Source organism: Streptomyces liliiviolaceus (assembly GCF_018070025.1).
GTDB classification, from domain to species: Bacteria; Actinomycetota; Actinomycetes; order Streptomycetales; family Streptomycetaceae; genus Streptomyces; species Streptomyces liliiviolaceus.
The window spans coordinates 6,902,428-6,927,878 of the sequence record NZ_JAGPYQ010000001.1; the positions used below are offsets into that span (position 1 = coordinate 6,902,428).

The window sequence follows — 25,451 nt, forward strand, 5'->3', positions numbered from 1 at the left end:
CAAGGGTGTTCGTGAGGCGACCCTCAGCGAGCCCTTGAGCCGACTCCAACCCGCGCGGGTACCCACGAACGCCGCGTGCCAGGTGCTGCGCGAACCCTTGCTGCCCCAACTCCCATACTGTAGACAATATTCAGTCGACATGGTTCACGCTGTTCAGCGTCTCCTCGGTACCCTCGACCGAACGGAGCCCCCCAGTGAAAGTGGCAGTTCTCGGCGCCGGTGCGATCGGCGCCTACGTCGGAGCCGCGCTGCATCGCGCGGGTGCCGATGTGCACCTCATCGCCCGTGGACCGCATCTCGCGGCCATGAGGCAGCACGGAGTGCGAGTGCTCAGCCCGCGCGGTGACTTCACCGCCCGGGCCCACGCCACCGACGACCCGGCCGAGGTCGGCCCGGTCGACTTCGTCCTCCTCGGCCTGAAGGCCAACTCGTACGCGGCGTGCGGGCCGCTCATCGAGCCCCTGCTCCACGACTCGACCGCGGTGATCGCCGCGCAGAACGGCATTCCCTGGTGGTACTTCCACCGGCACGGCGGCCCGCACGACGGCCACCGCGTCGAGAGCGTGGACCCCGGCGGCGCGGTCAGTGCGGTGATCGCGCCCTCCCGGGCCATCGGCTGTGTCGTCTACGCGGCCACCGAACTGGCGGGCCCCGGAGTGGTCCGCCATCTCGAAGGCACCCGGTTCTCCATCGGCGAGCCCGACCGTACGGTCTCGGTGCGCTGCACGGAGTTCGGCGAGGCCATGGTGACCGGCGGGCTCAAGTGCCCGGTGGAGCCGGACCTGCGCAACGACATCTGGCTCAAGCTGCTCGGCAACATCTCCTTCAACCCCATCAGCGCCCTGGCCCGGGCCACCATGCGGCAGATGTGCCTGCACGGCGGCACCCGCCGGGTCATCGAGATCATGATGACCGAGACGCTCGCGGTCGCCGAGGCACTGGGCTGCCGGGTGGGCGTCTCCATCGAGCGGCGCCTCGCCGGCGCGGAGCGGGTCGGCGACCACCGCACCTCCACGCTCCAGGACCTGGAGCGCGGCAAACCGCTCGAACTCGACGTGCTGCTCGCCGCCGTCGTCGAACTGGCGGAGATCACCGACGTGCCGGTGCCCACGCTCCGCACCGTCCACGCCATCTCGGACCTGCTCGCCCTGAGGACCGCCGCATGAGGCGGCCCGCGCGGAAGCCGAGGAGCCACGCATGAGGAGCCCCCGCCAGAACCCGAGGACCGCCGTATGAGGAAGCGCGACCGAACTCCCAAGGTGTACAACCGACTTCAGTACCCCATGGTCCGTGACTCCCGCGACGAACCCTTCCGCAGGGCGAGCTGGGACGAGGCCCTGGACCGGGCCGCCCGGGGCCTGGGCGCGGCGCGCGACGCGTTCGGCATGTTCTCCTGCGCCCGCGCGACCAACGAGATGAACTACGTGGCGCAGAAGTTCGCCCGCGTGGTCATGGGCACCAACAACGTCGACTCCTGCAACCGCACCTGCCACGCGCCCAGCGTGGCGGGCCTGTCGGCGGCCTTCGGCTCGGGCGGCGGCACCTCCTCGTACGCCGAGGTCGAGCACACCGACCTGGTCGTCATGTGGGGCTCCAACGCCCGTTTCGCACACCCGATCTTCTTCCAGCACGTCCTGAAGGGCATCAGGAACGGCGCCCGGATGTACGCGGTCGACCCGCGCCGCACCTCCACGGCGGAGTGGGCCGAGAGCTGGCTCGGACTGAACGTGGGCACGGACATCCCGATGGCCCACGCGATCGGCCGCGAGATCATCCGGGCGGGCCTCGCGAACGACGCGTTCATCGCGCGGGCCACCACCGGTTTCGAGGAGTACAAGCAGCTCGTCGAGCCGTGGACGCTGTCGCTCGCGGAGAAGGTGACGGGCGTACCGGCCGCGGCGATACGGGAGTTGGCGCACGCCTACGCCCGTGCCGAGCGCGCCCAGCTGTGCTGGACGCTCGGCATCACCGAGCACCACAACGGCACGGACAACGTCCGGGCGCTCATCAATCTGTCGCTCCTGACCGGGCACGTGGGCCGCTTCGGTTCCGGGTTGCAGCCCCTGCGCGGACAGAACAACGTGCAGGGCGGCGGTGACATGGGCGCCATCCCCAACCGGCTGCCTGGGTTCCAGGACATCCTGGACCCGGACACCCGGCTGAAGTTCGAGTCGGCGTGGGACACCGTCATCCAGCCGCACTACGGGATGAACCTGACGGAGATGTTCGAGGCCATGGAGGAGGGCTCGCTCAAGGCCGTCTACTGCATCGGGGAGAACCCGGCGCAGTCGGAGGCCGACAGCGAGCAGGCGGTACGCCGGATGAAGGCCCTGGACTTCCTCGTCGTCCAGGACATCTTCCTCACGAAGACCGCCGAGCTGGCGGACGTGATCCTGCCCGCGACGGCCGGCTGGGCCGAGACCGAGGGCACGACCACCAACAGCGAGCGGCGGGTCCAGCGGGTGCGGCGGGCGGTCGTCCCGCCCGGCGAGGCCCGCGAGGACATCGACATCCTCTGCGACCTCGCCTCCCGCATGGGCCACGAGTGGAAGTACGAGGACTCCGAGGCGGTGTGGGACGAGCTGCGCTCGGTGTCCCCGGACCACTACGGGATGACGTACGAGCGGCTGGAGGAGCATCAGGGCATCCAGTGGCCCTGCCCGCGGACCGACCGGCTCGAACCGACCTATCTGCACGGCAGGTTGTGGGAGTCCGACCCGGCGGCGCGGGGCCGGCTCGCGCCCTTCGGGCTCGTGCAGCACGATCCGCCCGTCGATCTGACGGACGAGCAATTTCCCATCCGGCTGACCACCGGGCGGCGGCTCGACTCGTACAACACCGGGGTGCAGAGCGGCGGTTTCGCCTCGCCGATGCGGCGGGGCGAGTTCGTCGAGCTGTGCCCGGAGGACGCGGAGCGCTACGGCGTGGTGGTCGGCGAGCAGGTCCAGGTCTCCTCGCGGCGCGGGTCGGTGGTGGCCCCGGTGTGGGTCGACACCGCGCTGCGGCCCGGGCTCGCGTTCATGACCATGCACTTTCCCGACGAGGTGGACACCAACCAGCTGACGATCGAGGCCAATTGCCCGATCGCGGGGACGGCGGAGTTCAAGGCGTCGGCGATCCGGATCGAAAAACTGCCGGTCGCTACTCAAGTGAGGTGATGTCAAGTGGACCTGCACTTCGGTGACAGCAAACCGACGGACGAGGAACAGGCGGCGATCGACACGCTGCTCGGCCCTCCGGAGTCTTCGTGGGAGGGCGCCGACCGGTCGGACGCCGACCTCAGGTGGGCACGCGGCGGGCGAGCGGCCCGGGACCGTCGTGACCTGCTGTTGCCGGGGCTGCACGCCGTCCACGACCGGATCGGCTGGATCAGCGAGGGCGCCCTCGACTACCTGTGCCGGCGGCTCACCGTGCCGCCGGCGGAGGCCTACGGGGTCGCCACCTTCTACGCGATGTTCTCGGTGAAGCCGCGCCCGGCGACGGTCCTGCACGTGTGCACGGACCTGGCGTGCGCGGCGGCGGGCGCATCGGAGCTGTGCGCCGAGGTCGAGGCCCGCCTCGGCCCGGGCAGCGGCGTCAGCGTCGAGCGCAGCCCCTGCCTCGGCCTGTGCGAACGCGCCCCGGCCGCGCTCGCGGTCAAGGCCGGCGACCCGGTGCGTACGGCCGTGTCGGCGCCCACCACCGTCGAGCGGGCCGTGCTGGCGGCGAGCTCGCCCGACTCGGCGCCCGAGGAGCCGGCCGCCGCGCTGGCGGTCCCGCAGGCCGGGGACCCCTCGCTGACGCTGCTCGGCCGGGTCGGCGTGGTCGATCCGGCGTCGCTCGACGACTACCGGGCGCACGGCGGATACACGGCCCTGCGGCAGGCCTTCGCGATCGGCCCCGCCGGGGTCATCCGCGAGGTCACCGACGCGGGCCTGGTCGGGCGCGGCGGCGCCGCCTTCCCCACCGGCCGCAAATGGCAGGCCACGGCGTCCCAGCCCGACCATCCGCACTACCTCGTCTGCAACGCCGACGAATCCGAGCCGGGCACCTTCAAGGACCGCGTGGTCATGGAGGGCGACCCGTACTCCCTCGTGGAGGCGATGACGATCGCGGCGTACGCGGTCGGCGCGCACAAGGGCTATCTCTATCTGCGCGGCGAGTACCCGCGGGCCCTGCGCCGCATGGAGCACGCCATCGGGCAGGCACGCGCGCGCGGGCTGCTCGGGGACGACGTCCTCGGCCAGGGGTACGCCTTCGACATCGAGATCCGGCGCGGCGCGGGCGCCTACATCTGCGGTGAGGAGACCGCCCTCTTCAACTCCATCGAGGGGTACCGGGGCGAACCGCGGTCGAAGCCGCCCTTCCCCGTGGAGAAGGGTCTGTTCGGCAAGCCGACCGCCGAGAACAACGTCGAGACGCTGGTCAACGTCCTGCCGATCCTCACCATGGGCGCCCCGGCGTACGCGGCGATCGGCACCGGCACCTCCACCGGGCCGAAGCTGTTCTGCGTGTCCGGCAGCGTGGACCGGCCCGGCATCTACGAGCTGCCGTTCGGCGCCACGCTCGGCGAGCTGCTGGAACTGGCGGGCGTACGCGAGCGGCTGCGCGCGGTGCTCCTCGGCGGTGCGGCCGGCGGCTTCGTACGGCCCGACGAGCTGGACATCCCGCTCACCTTCGAGGGCACCCGGGCGGCCGGCACGACGCTCGGCTCCGGGGTGGTGCTGGCCTTCGACGACACCGTGCCGCTGCCGCGGCTGCTGCTGCGGATCGCCGAGTTCTTCCGCGACGAGTCGTGCGGGCAGTGCGTGCCGTGCCGGGTCGGGACCGTGCGCCAGGAGGAGGCCCTGCACCGCATCGTCGAGCGGACCGGAGCCGACGCGGCGGCCGACATCACGCTGCTGCGTGAGGTGGGCCGGGCCATGAAGGACGCCTCGATCTGCGGTCTGGGACAGACCGCGTGGAACGCCGTGGAATCCGCCATCGACCGCCTGGGGGCGTACGAATGACCGTGACATCGCTGGGGATCCCCCGCCGTCTGCTGGAGTTCCGGATCGACGGGGAGTCCGTACGGGCGCCGGAGGGCTCGACGATCCTCGACGCCTGCCGGTCGGCGGGCAAGGACGTGCCGACCCTGTGCCAGGGCGACACCCTCACCCCCAAGAACGCCTGCCGGGTCTGCGTCGTCGAGGTCGAGGGCGCCCGCACCCTCGTCCCGGCCTGTTCCCGCAAGGCGGAGGCGGGCATGGAGGTGCGCACGGACACCGAGCGGGCCAGACACAGCCGCAAGGTCGTCCTTGAGCTGCTCGCGTCCTCCGTGGACCTGTCGACCACACCGGAGGTCGCCGGCTGGCTGAAGGAGTACGAGGCCAAGCCCGACCGGTTCGGCCCCGACGCGGCCTGCGTCGACGAGCAGCCGAGGATCGACAACGACCTCTACGTCCGCGACTACGACAAGTGCATCCTCTGCTACAAGTGCGTGGACGCCTGCGGGGACCAGTGGCAGAACACCTTCGCCATCTCGGTCGTCGGCCGCGGTTTCGACGCCCGGATCGCCGTGGAGCACGACGGCCCGCTCACCGACTCGGCCTGCGTGTACTGCGGCAACTGCATCGAGGTGTGCCCGACGGGTGCGCTTTCGTTCAAATCGGAGTTCGACATGCGCGCGGCGGGTACGTGGGACGAGTCGGCGCAGACCGGGACGACCACGGTGTGCGCCTACTGCGGAGTGGGCTGCAACCTCACCCTGCACGTACAGGACAATGAGATCGTCAAGGTCACCTCACCGCACGACAACCCGGTGACCCACGGCAACCTCTGCATCAAGGGCCGCTTCGGCTACCAGCACGTACAGAACCGGGACTGATCAGGACATGGGACGAGTCACGGAACGACGCAAGGTGATCCGCATCCGCGACGGGGTGGTCTCCGCCCGTCCGGACACGCTCGTCGCCGAGGAACCACTGGAGATCCGCCTCAACGGAAAACCCCTCGCGATCACGATGCGCACCCCGGGCGACGACTTCGCGCTCGCGGCGGGCTTCCTGGTCAGCGAGGGGGTGCTGGGCGCGGCGGACGAACTGCAGAACATCGTCTACTGCGCCGGCGCCACCGTGGACGGCTCGAACACCTACAACATCGTCGACGTCCGGACGGCGCCCGGCGTCGTCATCCCCGACATCACGCTCGAACGCAACGTGTACACGACGTCGTCCTGCGGGCTGTGCGGCAAGGCCAGCCTGGACGCGGTCCGCACGACGGCCCGCTGGACGATCGACGACACGCACGGCGACACGGCTCCCCCGGTACGGCTCGGGCCCGAACTGCTCGCGAGCCTCCCCGACCGGCTGCGCGCGGCGCAGCGCGTGTTCGACCGGACCGGGGGCCTGCACGCGGCGGCCCTGTTCACCGAGGACGGCGAGCTGGTCGACATCCGGGAGGACGTGGGCCGGCACAACGCGGTCGACAAGCTGGTCGGCCGCGCCCTGCAGAACGGCTCACTGCCGCTCTCCCGCACGGTCCTGCTGGTCTCGGGACGCGCCTCCTTCGAGCTGGCCCAGAAGGCGGTGATGGCGGGCATCCCGGTGCTCGCCGCGGTCTCGGCGCCGTCGTCGCTCGCGGTCGACCTGGCCGCCGAGTCCAATCTGACCCTCGTCGGTTTCCTGCGGGGCACCTCCATGAACGTGTACGCGGGCGAGCACCGCATCGCTCTGCAGGCCGCGGCCGCCCAGGGCTGACCGGTCTCCCCGCTGCACGGCGGCGGGGCCCCGATCCGGCGGGGAGCGCCCCCTGCGCCGGAGGGGCCCCGCCTCACCCCCACAGAGCGGTGGTACGCGCCGATCTGACGCTCCATCAGCACTCATCCGGAGGTACCGCCGCGCCCCGCGCGTACCCCGTCGGCCCCCGTCTCGTTTTCCTGACGACCTCGAACGGGCCGCCATACGGCCCGTCGTCCGGGTAGGAGGCGGTTACTTGGATGCCGGCACGACCCTGTTCGGCTCGTTACTTGCCTGCGTGGGCGTGCTCGGCGCGGCCCTCGTGGCGTATATGGGAAAGCGGGGCGAGAACGCCCTGAACGGATTTTCGAGCCTGACCGAGAAACTGCAGTCCGAGCGCGACCGGCTGGAACGGCAGATCGCCGAACGCGACTCGCGCATCGACGAGTTGGCGACGATGCACGTCGCCGACCAGTCGGAGATCGCTCGCCTCCGTCTCGACATCGACCGACTCGGAGGGGCACCGTGAGCAGGTTCCAACGGGTGCTCGCCGTGCGCTGGCGCAGCATGTTCCTCGTCTGTGTGCTGATCGCGCTCAGCGGTGTCGCGGTGATCCTGTGGGCGCGGATCGACGCCGGTGACCGCAGGGCCGACGAGCTGCGCGCCGAGTCGGACCGGCGCGGTGACGCCGTGTCGACGCTGGCGCAGGACGTACGCGCGCTGCGCGCCCAGGTGGAGGCCGGCGGCGGCACTCCCGCGGCCCCCGACCCCTCCGACGCGGTGGACGACCTGCTCGACCGGGTGCGGGTGCCCACCGCGGCACACGGCCGGCCGGGTGCCAAGGGCGAGCGCGGCGCGACCGGGGCGGGCGGTGCGGCGGGTGCCGGTGGCAAGCCGGGCCCCGGCGGGGAGCGCGGGGAGAGCGGATCGCGCGGCGAACCCGGGCCGCCGGGCCCGTCCGGTTCGCCGGGCCCCTCGGGAGAGCCCGGCGCGCAGGGCCCTCCGGGGACCGACGGCGCGGACGGCGCCAACGGCGCGAACGGGAACAACGGCGCCGACGGGGCCGGAGGACCTGCGGGGCCGCCCGGCCCCGACGGCGCGCAGGGCTACCAGGGCACCAGAGGGGACACCGGGCCCCGGGGGGAGAAGGGCGACAAGGGCGAGAAGGGCGACCCCGGTCCCGCCTGCCCGGACGGCTACAGCCTCCAGGCGCCCGCGAACGACCCCGACGCGCTGATCTGCCGGAAGGCCGCGGCGCAGGCCCCGCCCGCCGACCCGTCGGGGATCCTCCTGCTGCCACCGCTGCTCCTGCGGCGCAGACGACGGAACGTCAGGGCCTAGACAGGCACGAGGACTTGCCCACGGGCGACGCCCGCCCGCACACCGGCACCGGTGTGCGGGAAGTTCTCGCGCCACGGCCGTGCGCGCTTCTTGTGAGGTGCCTGGGAGCCCAGTAGCGTCTGTGGCGCGCAGTCAGGACGTGGGATGTCCAGATGTTCGGATGTCCAGATGTCCGGGTGCATGAGACCCCTGAGTCCCAAGAGACGCACGAGTCACTAGAGACGCACGAGTCGCCAGAGACACACGAGTCGCCAGAGACGCAGCAGACGCATGAAGGGCAGGTCGCACCATGCCGTCAAGTCTTCGCGCACGCCTCCGAACCCCCCGTACGGCCAGACCGTGGAGGACCGCCGTCACAGGCGCTCTGACGGCGGTCCTCACCCTCACCGCGCTGCTCGGGCTGCCGGGCACCGGACACGCCGGGACCGCCGCCGCACCCGGCGCCGCCACCGAAGCCGCCACCGAAGCCGCCGCCGAGGCAACCTCCGAAGCCGCCGCGTTCGAGCAGCAGGTGCTCTTCAAGGCCTCCCAGGACCCCGGCTACGCCTGCTTCCGGATCCCGGCCGTCGTGCGGACGACGAAGGGCACCCTGCTGGCGTTCGCCGAGGGCCGGGTGAACGACTGCAGCGACGCCGGTGACATAGACATCGTGCTCAAGCGCTCCACCGACGGCGGCCGCACCTGGGGCCCGCTGCAGGTCATCAACGAGGGCGCGGGCGACACACACGGCAACCCCGCCCCGATGGTGGACCGGAAGACCGGCCGGATCGTCCTGGCCGAGACGTACAACACGGGCCGTACCGACGGCGGCAACTGCGCCGTCCCGTGCGACCGCACCCCGCACCTGCAGCACAGCGACGACGACGGGCTCACCTGGTCCGAGCCCCGCGACCTCAGCGACGAGATCCTGCCCGCGCACTGGAACTCCTGGTACGCGACCGGGCCGGTGCACGGCATCCAGCTGACCCGCGGCAAGCACGTGGGCCGGCTCGTCTTCGCCGTCAACACCGAGACGTGGGACGGCAGCCGCGTCTCCGCCAACCACGCGGCGCTCATCGTCAGCGACGACGGCGGCGACCACTGGCGGATCGGCGCCACGGACTCGTGGCCGATCGCGGCCGACGGCACGTTCCGGCAGAAGCCGTCCGAGATGACCGTCACCGAGCGCGCCGACGGCACGGTCCTGGTCAGCGGGCGCGAGCAGGACGGCACCGATCTCGGCCACCGCACCCAGGCGTTCAGCACCGACGGCGGCTCCAGCTTCACCTCGCACTTCAAGGCGCTGCCCGACCTCTACACACCACAGGTCCAGGGCTCAACGCTGCGCATGGGCGACCGCATCCTGCTCGCCTGCCCCGGCGACCCGGACCGCCGCCGCACGATGATGATCCGCTCCTCGTACGACAGCGGCCGCACCTGGGACAGCGTCGACCGCGGCACGGTCGTCACGACGGACTGGTCCGGCTACTCCGACCTGGTCGGCATCGGGGCCGACACGGCGGGCCTGCTGTACGAGGGCGGCGCCGTGGACGCCCGCGACGAGATCCGCTTCGCACGGTTCACCGAGGACTGGCTGACCCCGCGCCGGGGCCCGGACCCGACCACCCCCGATCTGGCTCCCCGCGCACCCGGCGCGGCGGTCCTCGGCGGTGCGGCGGGAACGGACGGGGTGTTCGGCGGCGCCCTCGCCTTCGACGGCACCGACGACGCCGTACGCCTGCCCTACCGGAGCCAACTACCGCTCGGGAACAAGGACTTCACCGCCTCGCTGTGGTTCCGCTACACGGCCACCACGGGCGAGCAGCCGTTCCTGTGGATGGGCGGGGTCGGCACCACTCAGCCGCAGGTGTGGCTGCGCGGGGAGCCCGCGAACGGCCGGGTCCAGGGCCTGATCACGGCCCGGGACGGCGCGAGCGCCCCCCGCTCGGCGTCCGTGCGCACCACCGGCGCGTACAACGACGGGCAGTGGCACCATCTGGCGCTGCGCCGGGGCGCGGGACAGCTGACGCTGTTCATCGACGGGACCGTGGCCGGCACGGCGGCGGACGTACCGGGATCGGTGAGCCGGAACTCGCCGTTCGGGGTGCACGTCGGCCAGAAGCTGGACAGCCGCGCCCACCTGACCGGCGCGATCGACGACGTCCGGGTCTACGACCGCGCCCTGAGCGACGACGAACTGGCCGGCGTACGCACCGGCAACACGGCGGTGACCGGGAACCCGGTCCTGTGGCTGCCCATGGACCGCGTGGCAGCCAGCCACTAACGTCCCGTGGGTGCCCGAGGACACACGAGCACGACAGCGCACGGGGACCGGGCTGGGGCTGCTCCTGGCCCTGGTCCTCGGGGCGGTGCTGCTCACCGCCCTCCCCGAGGACGACGACGGGGACACCGCCTGCACGGCCCGCAAGGTCACCTCGTGGGCCGCGGACACCAATGTCACGCAGGAGTTCGCGCGGTACGGGGACGACGCCTCGCGGGCCGACGACTGGACCGGCGGCGACGGTACGCACTCGGTGCGGCTGCCGGACGGACGGGTGCTCTGGCTGTTCTCGGACACCTACCTCGGCCAGGTGTACCGACCGCCGAACCCGGCGGGCGAGTCCTACGCCTGGCGGGACACGACCGCGCCGCTGGTGCGCAACTCGGCGGTGGTCATGAAGGACGGGCGCCTGCAACGCACCCTGCCCGCCCCCCTGTTCGCGGACCCGGCGCCCGGCCAGTGGCGCTGGCCGGTGGCCGCGCGCGTCGAACCCCGTTCCCCCGGCTCGTCCGAGCAGGTCGTACGGGTCGTGCTGTGGACCCGTACGACCGGCGCGTACCCGTGGGTCTACGGGGTGCCGACCGCGACCGAGGTCGCCACGCTGTCGCTGCCCGGTCTGCGGCTCGAAGGCATCACGCAGGTCCTCGACCAGCGGCAGGTCCGGGATCCGGCGCGGCGGGTGCTGTTCGGCACGACCGCGCTGACCCACGACGAGGACTGGACGTACGTGTTCGGCGGAGACGACGCGCGGGCCGCCGCCCGGCCCGTGTCGCACGCGTACGTCGCGCGCGTGCCCCGGGGGCGGCTCGCGGACCCGGATGCCTGGCGGTACTGGGACGGCGAACGATGGACCATCCCCTCCCACATGGAACCGGTACTGGGCGACGGCGGGAGCAAGGGGGTGGGCAGCGCGTTCACCGTGGCCCGCGACGGGGGGACGTACGTCCTGTTCACGATGGCGGCGGGCACCGAGGGACTGACGACCGTCACCTCGTACTGGGCGTGCTCCCCCACCGGGCCCTGGCACGGGCCCGGCAAGGGCTTCAGCCCGCCGTTGCCGGAGCGGGGGGCGGGCGTGGCGGCGTACAACCCGCAGGTCCATCCGGCGATCGGCGGGGGCGGGCTCGTGCTGAGCTACGACGTCAACTGGCTGGACGCGAACGGCGGGGCGACGGCGCAGGCCAACCTCAGCCGGAACGTGTCCCTGTACCGACCGAGATTCGTGACCCTGCGGCTGGGTCCTGGCTGAGGGGCTGCTCCGACTGCGGTTCCGGGTCGGCCTCCGGGTCGCGGGAGCGGCGCTTGGCGATGACCGCGCAGACCATGAGCTGCATCTGGTGGAAGAGCATCAGCGGCAGCACGGCCAGCGAGGCGTGGGCGCCGAAGAGCACGCTCGCCATGGGCAGTCCGGACGCCAGCGACTTCTTCGAGCCGGCGAACTGGACGGCGATCCGGTCGCCGCGGTCGAACCCGAGGGCCTTGGACCCGTACCAGGTCACCGCCAGCATCACCGCGAGCAGGACGACCTCGACGGCGAGCAGCCCGCCCAGGCGCAGCGGGCTGACCTGGTGCCAGATGCCCTGCACCATGCCCTCGCTGAAGGCGGTGTAGACGACCAGCAGGATCGAGCCGCGGTCCACGTAGCCGAGGATCTTCTTGTGGCGTGCGACGAAGCCGCCGATCCAGCGGCGCAGGAGCTGCCCTGCCAGGAAGGGCACGAGCAGTTGCAGCACGATCTTCAGGAGCGAGTCCGCGGAGAACCCGCCTCCCGTGCCGCCGAGGAGCGCCGCGGCAAGCAGCGGGGTGAGCACGATGCCCACGAGGGAGGAGAAGGAGCCCGCGCAGATGGCGGCGGGCACGTTGCCGCGCGCCATGGAGGTGAAGGCGATGGACGACTGGACCGTCGAGGGGACGAGGGTCAGGAAGAGCAGCCCGGTGTAGAGGTCGTGGCTCAGGAGCACCGGCTCCAGGCCGCGGGCGGCCAGGCCGAGCAGTGGGAACAGGACGAACGTGCAGGCCAGGACCGTGAGGTGCAGCCGCCAGTGCCGTACGCCGTCCATCGCCTCGCGGGTGGACAGCCGTGCCCCGTAGAGGAAGAAGAGGAAGGCGATCGCCGCGGTGGAGGCGCCGGAGGCGACCTCGGCGCCGGTCCCCCGGGCGGGCAGCAGGGCGGCGAGCCCCACCGTCCCGAGCAGCAGCAGGATGTACGGGTCTATCGGCAGCCAGGACGGCCACTTCAGGCGTTTCACGGTGCTCCGATGGTGCGGGGGTCTTGTGTCACCGGTGTCGCCGGCTCTTGTCGGCGTTTCCCGGACGGGGCGAGCCCTCTCCATCGTCCTCCTCCGGCCCTTGATCGGGAATCCGGTACACCGATCTGACTGTCATCACGAAACGCGATGACGCGCTAGCCTGGGGCCCGTGTACGACCCCTCGCAGCTGCGTACCTTCCTCGCCGTGGCCCAAACGCTGAGCTTCACGCAGGCGGCCCGGCGGCTCGGGCTGCGCCAGTCCACGGTCAGCCAGCATGTGCGCCGCCTGGAGGGCACCGCCGGGCGGCAGCTGTTCACCCGGGACACCCATTCCGTGGAGCTGACGGAGGACGGCGAGGCGATGCTCGGGTTCGCGCGCCGGATCCTGGAGGCGCACGAGCAGGCGGCGGCGTTCTTCGGCGGCACGCGGCTGCGCGGGCGGCTGCGGTTCGGCGCCTCGGAGGACTTCGTCCTGACCCGGCTGACCGAGATCCTGGAAGGGTTCCGCCATGACCATCCCGAGGTCGACCTGGAGCTGACGGTGGAGCTCTCGGGCACGCTGCACGAGCAGCTGGCCGACGGGCGGCTCGACCTGGTGCTGGCCAAGCGGCGCCCCGAGGACCCGCGCGGCGAGCTGGTCTGGCACGACCGCATGGTCTGGATCGGCGGGGAGCGGCTGCGGCTGGATCCCGACCGTCCGGTCCCGCTGATCGTGTACCCACCGCCGGGGATCAGCCGGGCGCTGGCCCTGGAGGCGCTGGAGCGCCAGGGCCGGTCCTGGCGCGTCGCGTGCACGAGCGGGAGCCTGAACGGCCTCATCGCGGCGGCGCGCGCGGGTCTCGGCGTGATGGCCCACACGCGCGGTCTGATCCCGCCGGGTCTGGTGCGCGTGCCCGACCGCGCGGGTCTGCCGGAACTCGGCGAGGTGGATTTCGTCCTGCTGCACGGCAGACGCCACACGGCGTCCCGCGGCGCGGCGGACGCCCTGGCGTCCGCGATCCTGACCTCCCCGGACCGCCTCCACCGGGCCCCGTAAGGGGCGCGGTGAAGCACGCGGGCGGCCCCCGCCCCAAAGGGGCGCGGGGAACGGCGCGGCCCGCCCCCACCGAACCCGCAGCCGACATCGACGCACGCCCCCACCCCCCTTAGGGGCGCGGGGAACTGCGCGGCCAACCCCCACCGAACCCGCAGCTCAATCCGGCCACCGCCGGGCCCCGTAAGGGTTCGGACACGTCTGCGGGCCGGTGGGGGCTCGTCGCGCAGTTCCCCGCGCCCCTAAGGGGCGACTGGCGTCCGGAGGGAATCTGCGGGTCCGGTGGGGGCCGGCCGCGCCGTTCCCCGCGCCCCTTACGGGGCGGGGGTCGCCCGCGTGCCTCCCCACGCCCTGCAAGGCGCCACGCGCGCCCACCCCCCGGTAAGCGCCCCGTACAGATTCCGTGGAGATTACGGAACCGAAACTTACGGAAGAGTAAGGATTCTGTCCCGGCCTCCCCCCTTGTGGCCGGATTTCAGGGGTTGACCAGCATGTACGTCACCCCCCACCCCCCTCCGCCACCCCTCCCGCGGCAGCGTTACGTGGGGTAGCTTTCACGGCCTGCGGAGCACCTTCAAGGAGCGGGGATTGAGCGAGTTCACCAACCCTCCCCTGGCGTCGGCACCGCCGGTGGGCGGCCTGGCCGATGCCGTGTTCGAGTATGCCCAGGAGGACCCCCTCTACATCGCGCTCGGCCGCAAGGACGAGCAGGGCAGATGGCGGGACGTCACGTCCGCCGAGTTCCGTGACGAGGTCCTGGCGCTCGCCAAGGGCCTCCTGGCCCACGGCATCCGCTTCGGCGACCGCGTCGCGATCATGTCCCGTACGCGCTACGAGTGGACCCTCTTCGACTACGCGCTGTGGTCGATCGGCGCGCAGGTCGTCCCGATCTATCCCACCTCGTCGGCCGAGCAGGTCTTCTGGATGCTGCACGACGCCCAGGTGTCGGCGGCCATGGTGGAGCACGAGGACCACGCGATGACGATCGCCACAGTCATCGACCGCCTGCCGACCCTGCACAAACTGTGGCAGCTCGACGCGGGCGCGGTGCAGGAGCTGTACGAGGCCGGCGGCCACATCGACGACGAGGTGGTGCACCGGCACCGCCGCGCGGTCACCCCGGAGTCGACGGCGACGATCATCTACACGTCCGGCACCACCGGCCGCCCCAAGGGCTGCGTCCTGTCCCACGCCAACTTCATGTTCGAGACGGACACGGCGATCGGACGCTGGGAGCCGCTCTTCCATTCCAAGCGCGGCGACGAGGCGGCCACCCTGCTGTTCCTGCCGCTCGCGCACGTCTTCGGGCGGATGGTCCAGGTCGCCGCGGTCCGGGGGAAGGTCAAGTTCGGCCATCAGCCGCAGCTGAACGCGGCGGCCCTGCTGCCGGATCTCGCCGCGTTCCAGCCGACGTTCTTCCTCGCGGTGCCGTACATCTTCGAGAAGGTCTTCAACGCGGCCCGCCGCAAGGCCGAGAAGGAGGGCAAGGGCGGCCCGTTCGAGAAGGCGGTCGAGGTCGCGGTGCGCTACGCGGACGCGGTCGAGGCGAAGGCCTGGGACATCGGCCCCGGCCCGTCGACGGCCCTGCGCATGCAGCACCAGCTCTTCGACAAACTCGTCTACTCCAAGATCCGTAACGCGATGGGCGGACGCGTGCGGCACGCGATGTCCGGGGGCTCCGCGATGGACCGCCGCCTCGGCCTGTTCTTCGCGGGCGCCGGCGTGCAGATCTACGAGGGGTACGGGCTCACCGAGTCCACGGCCGCGGCGACCGCCAACCCGCCCGAGCGCACCCGGTACGGGACCGTCGGCCAGCCCATCCCCGGCACGACCGTGCACATCGCGGACGACGGCGAGATCTGGCTGCACGGCGACAACGTCTTCCAGGGCTACCTCAACGACCCGAAGGCCACCGACGCGGCCCTGCACGACGGCTGGCTGGCCACCGGTGACATCGGCGCGCTCGACGAGGACGGCTACCTGACCATCACCGGGCGCAAGAAGGAGATCCTGGTGACCTCCGGCGGCAAGAGCGTGTCGCCGGGCGTCCTGGAGGAGCGGGTGCGCGACCATCCGCTGGTCGCGCAGTGCATCGTCGTCGGCAACGACCGGCCGTACATCGCGGCGCTGGTCACGCTCGACGGGGAGGCCGTCGACCACTGGCTGCAGATGCGGGGCAAGTCCCCCCTCACCCCGGCCCAGTTGGTGCGGGACCCCGACCTGGAGACCGAGGTGCGGCGGGCCGTGGTCGCCGCGAACACCCTGGTCTCCCAGGCCGAGTCGATCCGTACGTTCCGGATACTGGCCCACCAGTTCACCGAGGAACACGGTCTGCTGACCCCGTCCCTGAAACTGAAGCGCAAGGCGATCGAGAACGCGTACGCGACAGAGGTGGAGGCCCTGTACCGCGCGTAGCGCCACCCCGGTCAGTCGCGCTCCGGGAGCGCGGAGTCGGCCGGATCCTTGTCCAGATGGTCCAGGAGTCTGGCCCGCAGCGGTTCGGCGTCGTGATGGCCGAGCTCCTCGAAGAGTTCCAGGGACCGGCTCCAGTTGGTGCGGGCGGCGTCACGGTTCCGGGCGGCGTGGTGGGTGTCACCGAGGTGGGCGAGGATGTCCGCCTCGTAGTAGCGGTCCCCCAACTCGTGGAAGAGCACCGCGGCCTGGTGATAGCAGGCGGCGGCCTCGTCGTACTGGCCCAGATGGTGATGGGCGTAGCCGAGGGTGTCCCAGGTGTGGGCCTCGCCGTAGATGTGGCCGGTTCCCTCCCCCAGGGCGAGCGCCTGCCTGCCGTGGGCGATGGCCTCCTCGTAGCGGCCGAGACCGGCCTGGCCCCAGCCGACGTTGTTCAGGGCCACGGCCTGCCAGGCGAGGTCGCCCGCGGCACCGAACAGTTTCACCGCCTGCCGCGAGTGGTCCAGCGCCTCGGTGTGCAGCCCCCGCCGGGTCGCGACCCGGCCGAGCGCGAGCCGGGTGTGCGCCTCGCCCCCGAGGTCGCCCAGATCCCGGTACAGCTGCACGGCGTGTTCGAGGTGCACCCGGGCCTCGGCCTGCCGGCCCAGCGACGAGGCGGCGTTGCCGAGGTTGCGCCGGGCGCACGCCAGCGCCGCCGGGTCGGCCAGCCGACGGGCCGCGTACAGCGCCGTCGTATGGGTGGTGGTCCACTCCGACCACAGCACCCTGCGCTGGTGGAAGGTGGCCAGCGCCGCCGCCAGTTGCCAGACGTGCGCGTCGAAGCCGACCGCGAGGGCCAGGTGAACGGCGGCGAGCAGAACGGGGTGTTCGGCGGTGAACCAGGCCATGGCGGCCGCACGGTCGGCCAGTCGCTCGGGAGTGACCCGCGGCTGGGCCGGGGAGGGAAGGATCCGGTCGGCCGGCGGTCCGAGCAGGCGTTGTGCCTCCAGCGCGGTGTGCAGGTAGTGGTCGAGCATCCGGTGCGTCGCGTGACGGCGGTCCTCGTCCTCGGCATGCGCCAGTTCCCCGGCGTAGGCGCGGAGCAGATCGTGGAAGGAGTACCGGCCCGGAACGGTTTCGGCGAGCAGATGGGTTCGCGTCAGTTCGGCCAGCAGCGCCCTGGCCCGCGCGGGTGTCTCACCGGCCAGGCTCGCCGCGGCCGGCGCCGTCACATCGGGCCCGGGATGCAGCCCGAGCAGCCGGAAGAGCCGGGCGGCGGCCGGGCCGAGAGCGTCGTAGGACCGGGAGAAGACGGTCCGTACCCGGCTGGCCGGGTCACCTCCGTCGAGTGCGTCCAGGCGGCCGGTGGCATCTCCCAGTTCACCGGCGAGCGCGGCGAGCGGAAGGTTCGGCTGGGCGGCGGCACGGGCGGCCACGACCGCCAGCGCCAGCGGCAGGCCCGCGCACCGGGACGCGATGTCGGCGACGGCGGCGGGCTCCGTCGCCGTGCGGGAGACACCGAGCCGGTCGATCAGCAGGGACCTGGCCTCGGCGGGGGTGAGCACGTCGAGGGTGAGCAGATGGGCGCTCTCGGCGGCGGCCAGGCTGGTGAGCCGGTTGCGGCTGGTGATCAGCGCGAGGCAGCCGGGCGCGCCGGGAAGCAACGGCCGTACCTGTTCGGCGTCCCGGGCGTTGTCCAGCACCACCAGCACCCGCCGGTCGGCCAGCAGACTCCGGTAGAGGGCCGCCTGTGCTTCCAGACCCACGGGGATCCTGGTCGGCGCCACGTCGAAGGCGTCCAGGAATCCGCGCAGCACCTCTGCCGGGTCCCGTAGCGAGCCACTCGGATCGAAGCCCCGCAGGTTCACATACAGCTGTCCGTCGGGAAAATGCCCGCGTACCCGGTGCCCCCAGTGCACGGCCAGCGTGGTCTTGCCCACCCCGGCCGTGCCCGACACCGCCGAGATCACCACAGGGGCCGACACTCGCTCCGGGCCGAGGAACGTGTCCAGGCGCGACAGTTCCTCCCGTCGGCCGGTGAAGCCGCGTGTCCCGACGGGGAGTTGCGCGGGTACCACGCCTCGCCGTGGACCGGTGGGGGGCGACGGGGCCGGTTTCACCGGCGGCGAGGGGTCCAGTGCCTGGCCCCGGAGGATGAGCTGGTGCACGTCCTGCAGCGCGGCTCCGGGATCCGTCCCCAGTTCCTCCGACAGCCGCCGCCGCACGGAGGCGTAGCACTTCAGTGCCTCGGCGCCCCGCCCGGCAGCGTGCAACGCCCGCATCAACGCCTCGGCCAGCGGCTCCACCAGGGGCTGCTCGCCGAGGAGCGTGGAGAGCGGGCCGATCGCGGCGGCCGGTTCGCCCAGACGCGCCTGGACCCGAGCCCATTCGACGGTCGCGTCCACCTGCTCCCGGCGCCACGCCTCCCGCGTCCGCTCCGCCCACGGGCCGCCCAGTCCGCCGAGCGGCTCACCGAGCCACAGAGCGCGGGCCTCGCTCAGCAGCGACGCCTTCGAGGCGTCCGGCAGCCGGGCCGCCCGCGCCCGGTGCACCAGGTGCCGGAAGCGGTGCACGTCGACCTGCTCCCGGTCCGCCTCCAGAAGGTATCCGCCGGACCGGCGCAGCAACCGCAGCCGCTCACCCGGGACGTCGGCGGTCCGCTCGCAGATCTGACGCAGCCGGGCGATGTGCGAGTAGAGCGAGCGCCGGGCCCCTTCCGGCGGGCCCGTTCCCCAGACCCGCTTGATCACGACGTCGGCCGACACGGGCCGCCCGGTGTCCACCGCCAGTGCCGCGAACACAGCGCGCCGTTGCGGGGGACCCACGTCGATCGTCCGCCCCGGCAGGGCCAGTTCGACGGATCCGAGTAATCGCACCTGAAGCATATGGGCCCCCCGCCCCCGGGATGCTCCGCGTCGCGGAAGCCTGCCCTCGCCCTGCGGCGGGCGGCAGCCGCATCGACGAGGCCGACAACCTATCGACAACATTCTGGCCCAGGCAGGGCTCCCACCATGGCAGTGCAGGGCGAAGGACGGTCAGGGGGCACGTCGCACGGGGGCGTGGGGACACAGGGGACACGGGGGACACAGGGGGGACCATGCGGGAGAACGGCGGATCCATCCGGGCGGGCACCGACGACGAGCCCGGCGTGAACGGGAACACCGGCCGGCGGCCTCGGAGGGCCGACCCGCCGGAGTCCGGCCGACACCGGCCCCGGAGGGCGGACCGACCGGTTCCGGAACGCACCGGGACCCGTACCGCGGGACGGAGCGTGCTGGAGGGTGCGTTCGAGTTGCTGACCGCGATGGAACGCACCCGGGGAGCGGGGCTGACCCGGCTGTCCTCGGAGAGCGGGCTGCCGAAGGCCACGGCGCACCGGTTGCTGGAACAGCTGATCGGCCTGGGCGCGGTGGAGCGGTCCGCGGACGGGTACCGGATCGGCTCGCGGATGTTCCAGCTCGGGAACCGGTGGCAGCCGCACCCGGGACTGCGTGCCACCGCGGCCGAGCCCGCCCGCCGGCTGGCCGCGGTCACCGGCGCGGCCGTGGGCATCGCGGTGCTGCGCCACGACCAGACCCTCGTCCTGGACTGGGCGTCCGGGGAGACCGGGGCGTACACGGCCTTGCGGAGCCGGTCGGCCTGGCCGTGGTACACCGCCGCCGGCAAGGTGCTCGCCGCGTCGCCGGAGTACCGCTTCCCGCCCAGCTCCGTGCCCGCGTCATGGCCGCGGGAGGGGCGGGCGATCCGGGAGAGCGGTGTCGCGGTCGACCAGGGGATCCTGACGCCCGGAGTGTGCTCCGTCGCGGCGTCGCTGTACGACGCGAGCGGTACGCCGGTGGCCGCGCTGTTCGCCGCGACCGCCCCCGCGCACCGGCCGGAGCGGCTCGCCGATGCCGTACGACGGACCAGCACGGCGATCAGCGCGCGCCTCGGCCGTGGCCGTCTCCGGCCGGCCGGCTGATCGCCGGACCGGCCGGAGGGGGCCACGCCCCGACAGCGAGGCCGCTCAGGCCGGGGGCTCCGGCTGCGACTGGTCCATCACCAGCAGCAGGGCGAGCACCCCGAGTGCGGATCCCGTGGCGTACCGCTGTACCCGCAGCCAGACGGGCCGTGCGACGAGGAACTCCGACAGAGCCCCCGCGGCCATGATGATGACCAGGTTCGCGGCCACGCTGACGACGATCTGGATGCCGCCGAAGGCGAAACCCTGGAGCAGGACGTCGCCCGCCCGGGGATCGACGAACTGCGGGATCAGCGAGAGGTACAACAGGGCGATCTTGGGGTTGAGGAGGTTCGTGACCAGCCCCATGACGAACAGCCGCCGGGTCGAGACGTCCGCCGTCTCGCGCGGCGCGAAGACGGATGCCCCGTCCGACCTGAACGCCTGCCAGGCCAGCCACCCCAGATAGACGGCGCCCGCGATCTTGAAGGACGTGTACATCACGGGGACGGTCCGCAGCACGGTCAGCAGACCGAGGTTCGTCACCACCACGAAGACCAGGGCACCTGCGGCGACCCCGCCCAGCGACACCACTCCGGCGCGGCGCCCCTGGGCGATGCTCCGCGACACCATGTACATCATGTTCGGTCCGGGAGTCGCCACGAGGCCCAGGGAAATCACCGCCACGCTGATCCCGTCGCCCACGTTCACCGCGGATGCTCCCCGGCAGGTGACGTCCTCTTCTTCCTTTTGTTCTCTTCCATCGATCCCCCGTGTTTCTCCGCTTTCCGCTTTCCGCGCTCCGTGTCCGGGTCAGAGCCGCGCGCAGATGTCGTCGAGCAGTCGCCGCTCGATCGCCTCGTCCTCGTCGACCCCGCCGAGCATGTAACCGCCGAACTTCATGTGTCCGCTCTCCTGGCCGAGGGCGATCACACCCCGGCCGACATCGGCGATCGCGGCCTCCACGTCGGCGAGTTCGACCTCCGTGTTCGTCCGGACGTACAGCTCGGTCAGGCGCCTGGCCGGAATGATCTCGCCATGTGCGGCACGCACCTCGGGGTGTGCGTGGAAGCTCTCCCAGTACATGCGCGAGCCGGGTATCACACCGGGTGCCGCCACCGAGACGGTGGTGATGGTGCCCCGGTAGGTCTCCGCGAGGGAGAGCCAGGAGTCCACCTCTTCGCGGAGTTGTTTCCGCGTGGTGCCGGGCAGTCCGAGAATTCCCGAGACATAGATCTTGTAGTCCAGTTCGCTGGCGAGTTCCAGCGCCTCAAGAACCCGGTCGGGGCCCTTGTTTATCCCTTTGGAGTCGCCCTTCAGCAGCTTCGGGTCGAATGCCTCCAGGCCGACGTTCCACGTGCGGACGAATCCCTGGCACAACTTGGCCGACTGGAGGAACTCGAAGACCAGGCCGTAGGCGAGGAGGAACCGCTGGTCACGGAGAACAGGTGAAGCGGCGCAGCGTTCGGCGAGTTCGTCGAGGTAACCGATGTCGCCCGACCACTGCGCCCGGGAGAAGCCCAGAGTGGAGTCCCCGGCGGCGTAGACATTGGCGCCGAGACCGCCGACCACTTCTTCGAGTGCCGGAATGATCGAGTCCATGCGGGCGAACTTCGGAGTGAGCCCTTGGATCGAGCAGTGTTTGCAGCGGCGCCCCGGGCGTTTCCCCCATGTGCAACCGGCGTCCAGCGGCAGGGTGACCATGCGTTTGAGGTCGTAGTGATGGGCGTACCAGACATCGAAGGCCTTGTCGTAGTACCGCTCAAGCTGGTCCTCGATGAGCGTGTAGTCGGGGAGGATGCGGCGGTCGAGCGGATAGGTGGGGGCGGACTGATTGACGACCCGCGAGTTCTCGCGATAGGCGAGGGAAGGGACGCGTTTCAGGTCCAGTTGCCCACGTAACGCGTACAGGAGACCGAGCATGGTGAACGGGCCGTTGTTCCCGGTGCTGATGAAATCGACGAGGCGGTGGCCGTAATGGCCGGTGAGAATCTCCTGATGGAGGATTCCCGCATGATCGTTGCCGAACACGATCACCGCCGCGGGATTCACCCGCTTGATCTCGGCGGCGACGACGAAGGCCCACAGCGCGGTGGAGGTGTAGACGGTGAACGCCGCCACGTCCGGGGGGTCGGCCGCGATGGCGGCGCGTACGTCCTCCCAGTCGACATGGCTCAGGTCGAGGTAGGTCCAGGAGAGGTCGGGCAGGAACCGCTGCTGGTAGGTGATCATCTCGACCAGGCCGGAATGCGGGTAGACCGTGCCCTCGTTCTGGTACCGCTCCTGGCCGTCCACCCCGTCGACGAGGGCCCCGCCGCCCGAGTGGCCGCCCCGGTGGGCCGAGGTGAGGGGCAGAGCGATGTACCACACCGACCGGGCGGCGGAGGCCGGACGGCGTCCGGAGCCGGCACCGCCGGGTGGCGGGAACTCCCACTGGAACCGACCATCGATGCCGACGACCTCTTCCACCGGCTCCAAGCCCATCTCCATGACGTCTCCCACCGCAGTCGGCACCAAGGAGCCCCAGCGTCGCCACCCGCCCGGACCGTGTCACGCGCCGTTCCGCTGAGCGGACCGGCGTCGGGAGGGCTCCCCGCGAGGCGTGATCGCCCCGAGGCGAGGTGGCCTCCGCCCGGGGCGGGGGACACCGCTTCGGCGTCCGAACGGTACTTTCCGGCCAATTTTCCGCAGGGTCTCCCTTTCGACCGGCGAACGCACGGGACAGGAATGCACGACAGCCCGTGATCGTTCACGATGGAGTACCACCCGACGACGTAAGGATCGAAAGCTCGTGAGCAAGGTCCCCCCGATCACCCTGAACAACGGCGTCGAGATGCCCCAGCTGGGCTTCGGTGTCTGGCAGGTGCCGGACGACGAGGCCGAGCGAGCCGTCGCCACCGCGCTGGAGGCCGGGTACCGCAGCATCGACACCGCCGCGATCTACGGCAACGAAGAGGGCACCGGCAAGGGCCTCGCCTCCTCCGGCATCGCCCGCGAGGACCTCTTCGTCACCACCAAGCTCTGGAACGGCGAACAGGGTTACGACTCGACGCTGCGCGCCTTCGACGAGTCCCTGGAGAAGCTCGGTCTCGACTACGTGGACCTGTACCTCATCCACTGGCCGATGCCGGACCGGGGCAAGTACGTCGACACGTACAAGGCCTTCGAGAAGCTGCAGGCCGACGGGCGCGCCAAGTCCATCGGTGTCTCCAACTTCCACCCGGAGTACCTGGAGAAGCTGCTCGACGCGACGTCCGTCGTGCCGGTCCTCAACCAGGTCGAACTGCACCCGCACCTTCAGCAGTCCGCCTTGCGCGAGTTCCACGCCGAGCACGGCATCGCCACCGAGGCCTGGTCCCCGCTCGGCCAGGGCAAGGGCCTCCTGGAGGTCCCGGCCATCGTGGCCATCGCCCGCAAGCACGACCGTACGCCCGCCCAGGTCGTCCTGCGCTGGCACCTCCAGCTGGGCAATGTGGTGATCCCCAAGTCCGTGACACCGTCCCGGATCAAGGAGAACATCGACGTCTTCGGCTTCACGCTCGACGCCGAGGACATCGCCGCGATCACCGCCCTCGACGAGGGCCGCCGCCTGGGTTCCGACCCGGCGACGGTCAACGACTGAGCGCGCGGCAGCATGACCGGACGATGGAGCCGCCGCCCGGTCGGGCGGCGGCTCCATCGGTGTCCGCCAGGGGTTCGCCCGGCTCAGACCGGCTGACCGATCGGCCGTACGACCACGGTGTTGACGTCGACCCCGGCAGGCCGGCGGATCGCCCAGACGACCGACTCCGCGAGCTGGTCCGAGGTGAGCAGATGGCCGGGCGGCAGGCTGCCGTAGCTGTCCCAGAACGGGGTCTCCACCCGTCCCGGGGAGATCAGTGTCACTCCCACCCCGTACTCGGTGACCTGCCGGCGGGTGTTCTCGGCGAGGCCGGTCACGGCCCACTTCGTCGCCCCGTAGATGTTGCCGGGCGAGTGGACGTGCCCCGCCACGCTGCCGACGAGCACGATCCGGCCGCGGGTCTCCTTCAGCTGCTCGATCGACGCCCGGACGAGCAGCGCGGGTCCGAGCACATTGGTCAGCACCATGTCCCGCCAGCCGGCCGGATCACCCTCGGCGACGGTGTCGTGCGTGGCGTACCCGGCGTTGGCGACGACGGTGTCGAGGCGTCCGAACTTCTCCACCGTCGCCGCGACCGCGGCCCGCACCTGGTCGTAGTCGGCCGCGTCGCCCTGGACCGTCAACAGCCCATCCGGTGTGCCGAGTTGCTCCGCGAATCCGCGCAGCCGCTCCTCCCCGCGGCCCGTCACGGTCACCCGGTGTCCGGCGTCGAGCAGGTGGCGGGCGACCGCCGCCCCGATTCCACTGCCGCCGCCGGTGATGAGTGCGACCGGTGAACCTGTCATGTGATCCCCCAAGACGTGTGCGACCACGCCGTGTCCGGCGAGGTGCCCGGAGTCCACCACTTGGAGCACACTCGATGTCAACACCGGCCGAACGGGACATGGTTATGGGGGCGGATTACGGCTTCACCCCCACGTACACCGTCAGTGCCGTGAGCACGAACACGTCCGGCCGGTGGTGCACGCTCGCCTTGTTCTCCGGGTCGAGGAGCCGGTCGAGGGTGGCGCGGTCGTCGGCGTCGAGGGCTTCGGCGAGGCCGTCGCGGCGGTGGCCGAGGGAGGTGGCGACGAACGCGCGGGCCTCGTCGGAGGCGGGGGCGGGGAGGTCGAGCAGGAAGGTACGGGTCGCGGTGTGGCGCAGGCCCACCGCGGAGAGCAGGGCCGGCCAGTCCTCGACGTCCTCCACGACGGCACCGGGCAGCTCGGCCCGCATCCGGGCGAACCACTCCTGCTCGATCGCGTCCATCCGGGCCTGCAGTCCGGGGCGGCCGATGCCGAAGTCGCGCGGGAGATAGCGCGAGGGCAGGCCGCCTTCCAGGAGCGCGAGGGTGCCGCCCGGTGCGAGCCGGTCGGCGAAGCCCGCGAGGGCGCCCCGCTGGTCGCCGACGTGGTGCAGGGACCTGCTCGCCCAGAGCAGGTCGGCCGGGTACTCCAGATCGCCGAGCCCGTCGCCCAGCTCCGCCCGCAGTGTGCCGAAGCGGTCGGCGATGCCCCGCCGGGCGGCGCGTTCGCGGGCCCGCTCCAGAAGGGGTTCCTCCCCGTCCACCGCGACGACCCGGGCGCCGGGGAAGGTGTCGGCGAGCAGACAGGAGATGACACCGGGTCCGCTGCCCGCGTCCACGATCAGCTCGGGGTCCGGCCGCATCTCGCGCAGCCAGCTCGCCGCCTGCGTGTAGAGCGGACCGAACAGCTCGGCCTCCTGCTCCAGCATGGGAAGCATCTCGGCGAAGTCGATGTGGGTGTCGCCGTGGCTGTGGCCATGAGCATGACCGTGGCCGTGATCGTTGCCGTCGTGCTGTTCGTGACCGTGCGCCATGGCTGCGAGCCTTTCGTTCGGGATGCGTCCAGCCTGCTCCCGCCTCCCGAAAACAGCCACTCACCTTGCCGAAACAGCAACGGTCCCCCGCACCCCCATGAG

The 25,451-nt window shown here is 71.6% G+C and carries 19 protein-coding genes; 13 read left to right on the forward strand and 6 right to left on the reverse strand.

Annotated elements, in window-relative coordinates; translation table 11 throughout:
- Nucleotides 1-194 precede the first annotated feature (194 nt).
- From J8N05_RS29555 to J8N05_RS29595, 9 genes are all read left to right on the forward strand, one after another.
- On the forward strand, nucleotides 195-1,166 hold the full coding sequence (locus J8N05_RS29555; RefSeq protein WP_210888252.1) for a 2-dehydropantoate 2-reductase: 972 nt from the start codon (nucleotides 195-197) through the stop codon (nucleotides 1,164-1,166).
- A 66-nt stretch (nucleotides 1,167-1,232) separates the two neighbouring features.
- Entirely contained in the window at nucleotides 1,233-3,158 is a 1,926-nt protein-coding gene (locus J8N05_RS29560; protein ID WP_210888254.1) for a molybdopterin oxidoreductase family protein, read from the forward strand.
- A gap of 6 nt (nucleotides 3,159-3,164) precedes the next feature.
- Complete coding sequence (locus tag J8N05_RS29565) at nucleotides 3,165-4,988, forward strand: NAD(P)H-dependent oxidoreductase subunit E (protein WP_210888256.1); 1,824 nt, start codon at nucleotides 3,165-3,167, stop codon at nucleotides 4,986-4,988.
- Complete coding sequence (locus J8N05_RS29570; protein ID WP_210888258.1) at nucleotides 4,985-5,845, forward strand: 2Fe-2S iron-sulfur cluster-binding protein; 861 nt, start codon at nucleotides 4,985-4,987, stop codon at nucleotides 5,843-5,845. The genes J8N05_RS29565 and J8N05_RS29570 overlap by 4 nt, the downstream gene beginning before the upstream one ends.
- 7 nt (nucleotides 5,846-5,852) lie before the next feature.
- On the forward strand, nucleotides 5,853-6,716 hold the full coding sequence (gene fdhD / locus J8N05_RS29575; protein WP_210888260.1) for a formate dehydrogenase accessory sulfurtransferase FdhD: 864 nt from the start codon (nucleotides 5,853-5,855) through the stop codon (nucleotides 6,714-6,716).
- A 235-nt stretch (nucleotides 6,717-6,951) separates the two neighbouring features.
- A complete protein-coding gene (locus J8N05_RS29580) occupies nucleotides 6,952-7,224 on the forward strand; it encodes a hypothetical protein (RefSeq protein WP_107016843.1) in 273 nt (90 codons plus the stop codon).
- The gene (locus J8N05_RS29585) at nucleotides 7,221-8,036 is read left to right on the forward strand and encodes a collagen-like protein (protein WP_247706548.1); all 816 of its coding nucleotides are present in this window, start codon (nucleotides 7,221-7,223) and stop codon (nucleotides 8,034-8,036) included. Before J8N05_RS29580 ends, J8N05_RS29585 begins: the two co-directional genes overlap by 4 nt.
- A gap of 289 nt (nucleotides 8,037-8,325) precedes the next feature.
- Nucleotides 8,326-10,299, forward strand: a complete 1,974-nt coding sequence (locus J8N05_RS29590) for an exo-alpha-sialidase (RefSeq protein WP_210888263.1) — start codon at nucleotides 8,326-8,328, stop codon at nucleotides 10,297-10,299.
- Between the two features lie 10 nt (nucleotides 10,300-10,309).
- Nucleotides 10,310-11,545, forward strand: a complete 1,236-nt coding sequence (locus J8N05_RS29595; protein ID WP_210888266.1) for a DUF4185 domain-containing protein — start codon at nucleotides 10,310-10,312, stop codon at nucleotides 11,543-11,545.
- On the opposite strand, the gene J8N05_RS29600 is transcribed toward J8N05_RS29595, so the two are convergent.
- The gene (locus J8N05_RS29600) at nucleotides 11,484-12,545 is read right to left on the reverse strand and encodes a bile acid:sodium symporter family protein (protein ID WP_247706549.1); all 1,062 of its coding nucleotides are present in this window, start codon (nucleotides 12,543-12,545) and stop codon (nucleotides 11,484-11,486) included. The two genes, J8N05_RS29595 and J8N05_RS29600, sit on opposite strands and share 62 nt — an antisense overlap.
- A 169-nt stretch (nucleotides 12,546-12,714) precedes the next feature.
- Here J8N05_RS29600 and J8N05_RS29605 point away from each other — a divergent pair, with 169 nt between their 5' ends.
- Nucleotides 12,715-13,581 (forward strand): LysR substrate-binding domain-containing protein, encoded by an 867-nt coding sequence (locus tag J8N05_RS29605; protein ID WP_210888269.1) that lies wholly within the window; start codon nucleotides 12,715-12,717, stop codon nucleotides 13,579-13,581.
- 585 nt (nucleotides 13,582-14,166) lie between these two features.
- Nucleotides 14,167-15,993 (forward strand): AMP-dependent synthetase/ligase, encoded by a 1,827-nt coding sequence (locus J8N05_RS29610; protein ID WP_210888271.1) that lies wholly within the window; start codon nucleotides 14,167-14,169, stop codon nucleotides 15,991-15,993.
- A gap of 11 nt (nucleotides 15,994-16,004) precedes the next feature.
- Here J8N05_RS29610 and J8N05_RS29615 read toward each other — a convergent pair whose 3' ends face one another.
- Nucleotides 16,005-18,854 (reverse strand): AfsR/SARP family transcriptional regulator, encoded by a 2,850-nt coding sequence (locus tag J8N05_RS29615; protein ID WP_210888273.1) that lies wholly within the window; start codon nucleotides 18,852-18,854, stop codon nucleotides 16,005-16,007.
- Nucleotides 18,855-19,240: 386 nt separating this feature from the next.
- On the opposite strand from J8N05_RS29615, the gene J8N05_RS29620 reads away from it, so the two are divergent.
- Nucleotides 19,241-19,930, forward strand: coding sequence for an IclR family transcriptional regulator (locus J8N05_RS29620; RefSeq protein WP_247706550.1), 690 nt, complete (start codon nucleotides 19,241-19,243; stop codon nucleotides 19,928-19,930).
- Nucleotides 19,931-19,975: 45 nt separating this feature from the next.
- Here J8N05_RS29620 and J8N05_RS29625 read toward each other — a convergent pair whose 3' ends face one another.
- Together J8N05_RS29625 and J8N05_RS29630 are read right to left on the reverse strand one after the other, a co-directional pair.
- Entirely contained in the window at nucleotides 19,976-20,620 is a 645-nt protein-coding gene (locus J8N05_RS29625) for a LysE family translocator (protein WP_282108174.1), read from the reverse strand.
- 102 nt (nucleotides 20,621-20,722) lie between these two features.
- Nucleotides 20,723-22,399, reverse strand: a complete 1,677-nt coding sequence (locus J8N05_RS29630) for a B12-binding domain-containing radical SAM protein (protein ID WP_210888277.1) — start codon at nucleotides 22,397-22,399, stop codon at nucleotides 20,723-20,725.
- Nucleotides 22,400-22,742: 343 nt separating this feature from the next.
- On the opposite strand from J8N05_RS29630, the gene J8N05_RS29635 reads away from it, so the two are divergent.
- A complete protein-coding gene (locus J8N05_RS29635; RefSeq protein WP_210890481.1) occupies nucleotides 22,743-23,531 on the forward strand; it encodes an aldo/keto reductase in 789 nt (262 codons plus the stop codon).
- A gap of 83 nt (nucleotides 23,532-23,614) precedes the next feature.
- Here J8N05_RS29635 and J8N05_RS29640 read toward each other — a convergent pair whose 3' ends face one another.
- Both J8N05_RS29640 and J8N05_RS29645 read right to left on the reverse strand, forming a co-directional pair.
- On the reverse strand, nucleotides 23,615-24,316 hold the full coding sequence (locus J8N05_RS29640; RefSeq protein ID WP_210888279.1) for an SDR family oxidoreductase: 702 nt from the start codon (nucleotides 24,314-24,316) through the stop codon (nucleotides 23,615-23,617).
- A gap of 115 nt (nucleotides 24,317-24,431) precedes the next feature.
- The gene (locus J8N05_RS29645; RefSeq protein ID WP_210888282.1) at nucleotides 24,432-25,349 is read right to left on the reverse strand and encodes a class I SAM-dependent methyltransferase; all 918 of its coding nucleotides are present in this window, start codon (nucleotides 25,347-25,349) and stop codon (nucleotides 24,432-24,434) included.
- Nucleotides 25,350-25,451: the final 102 nt, after the last annotated feature.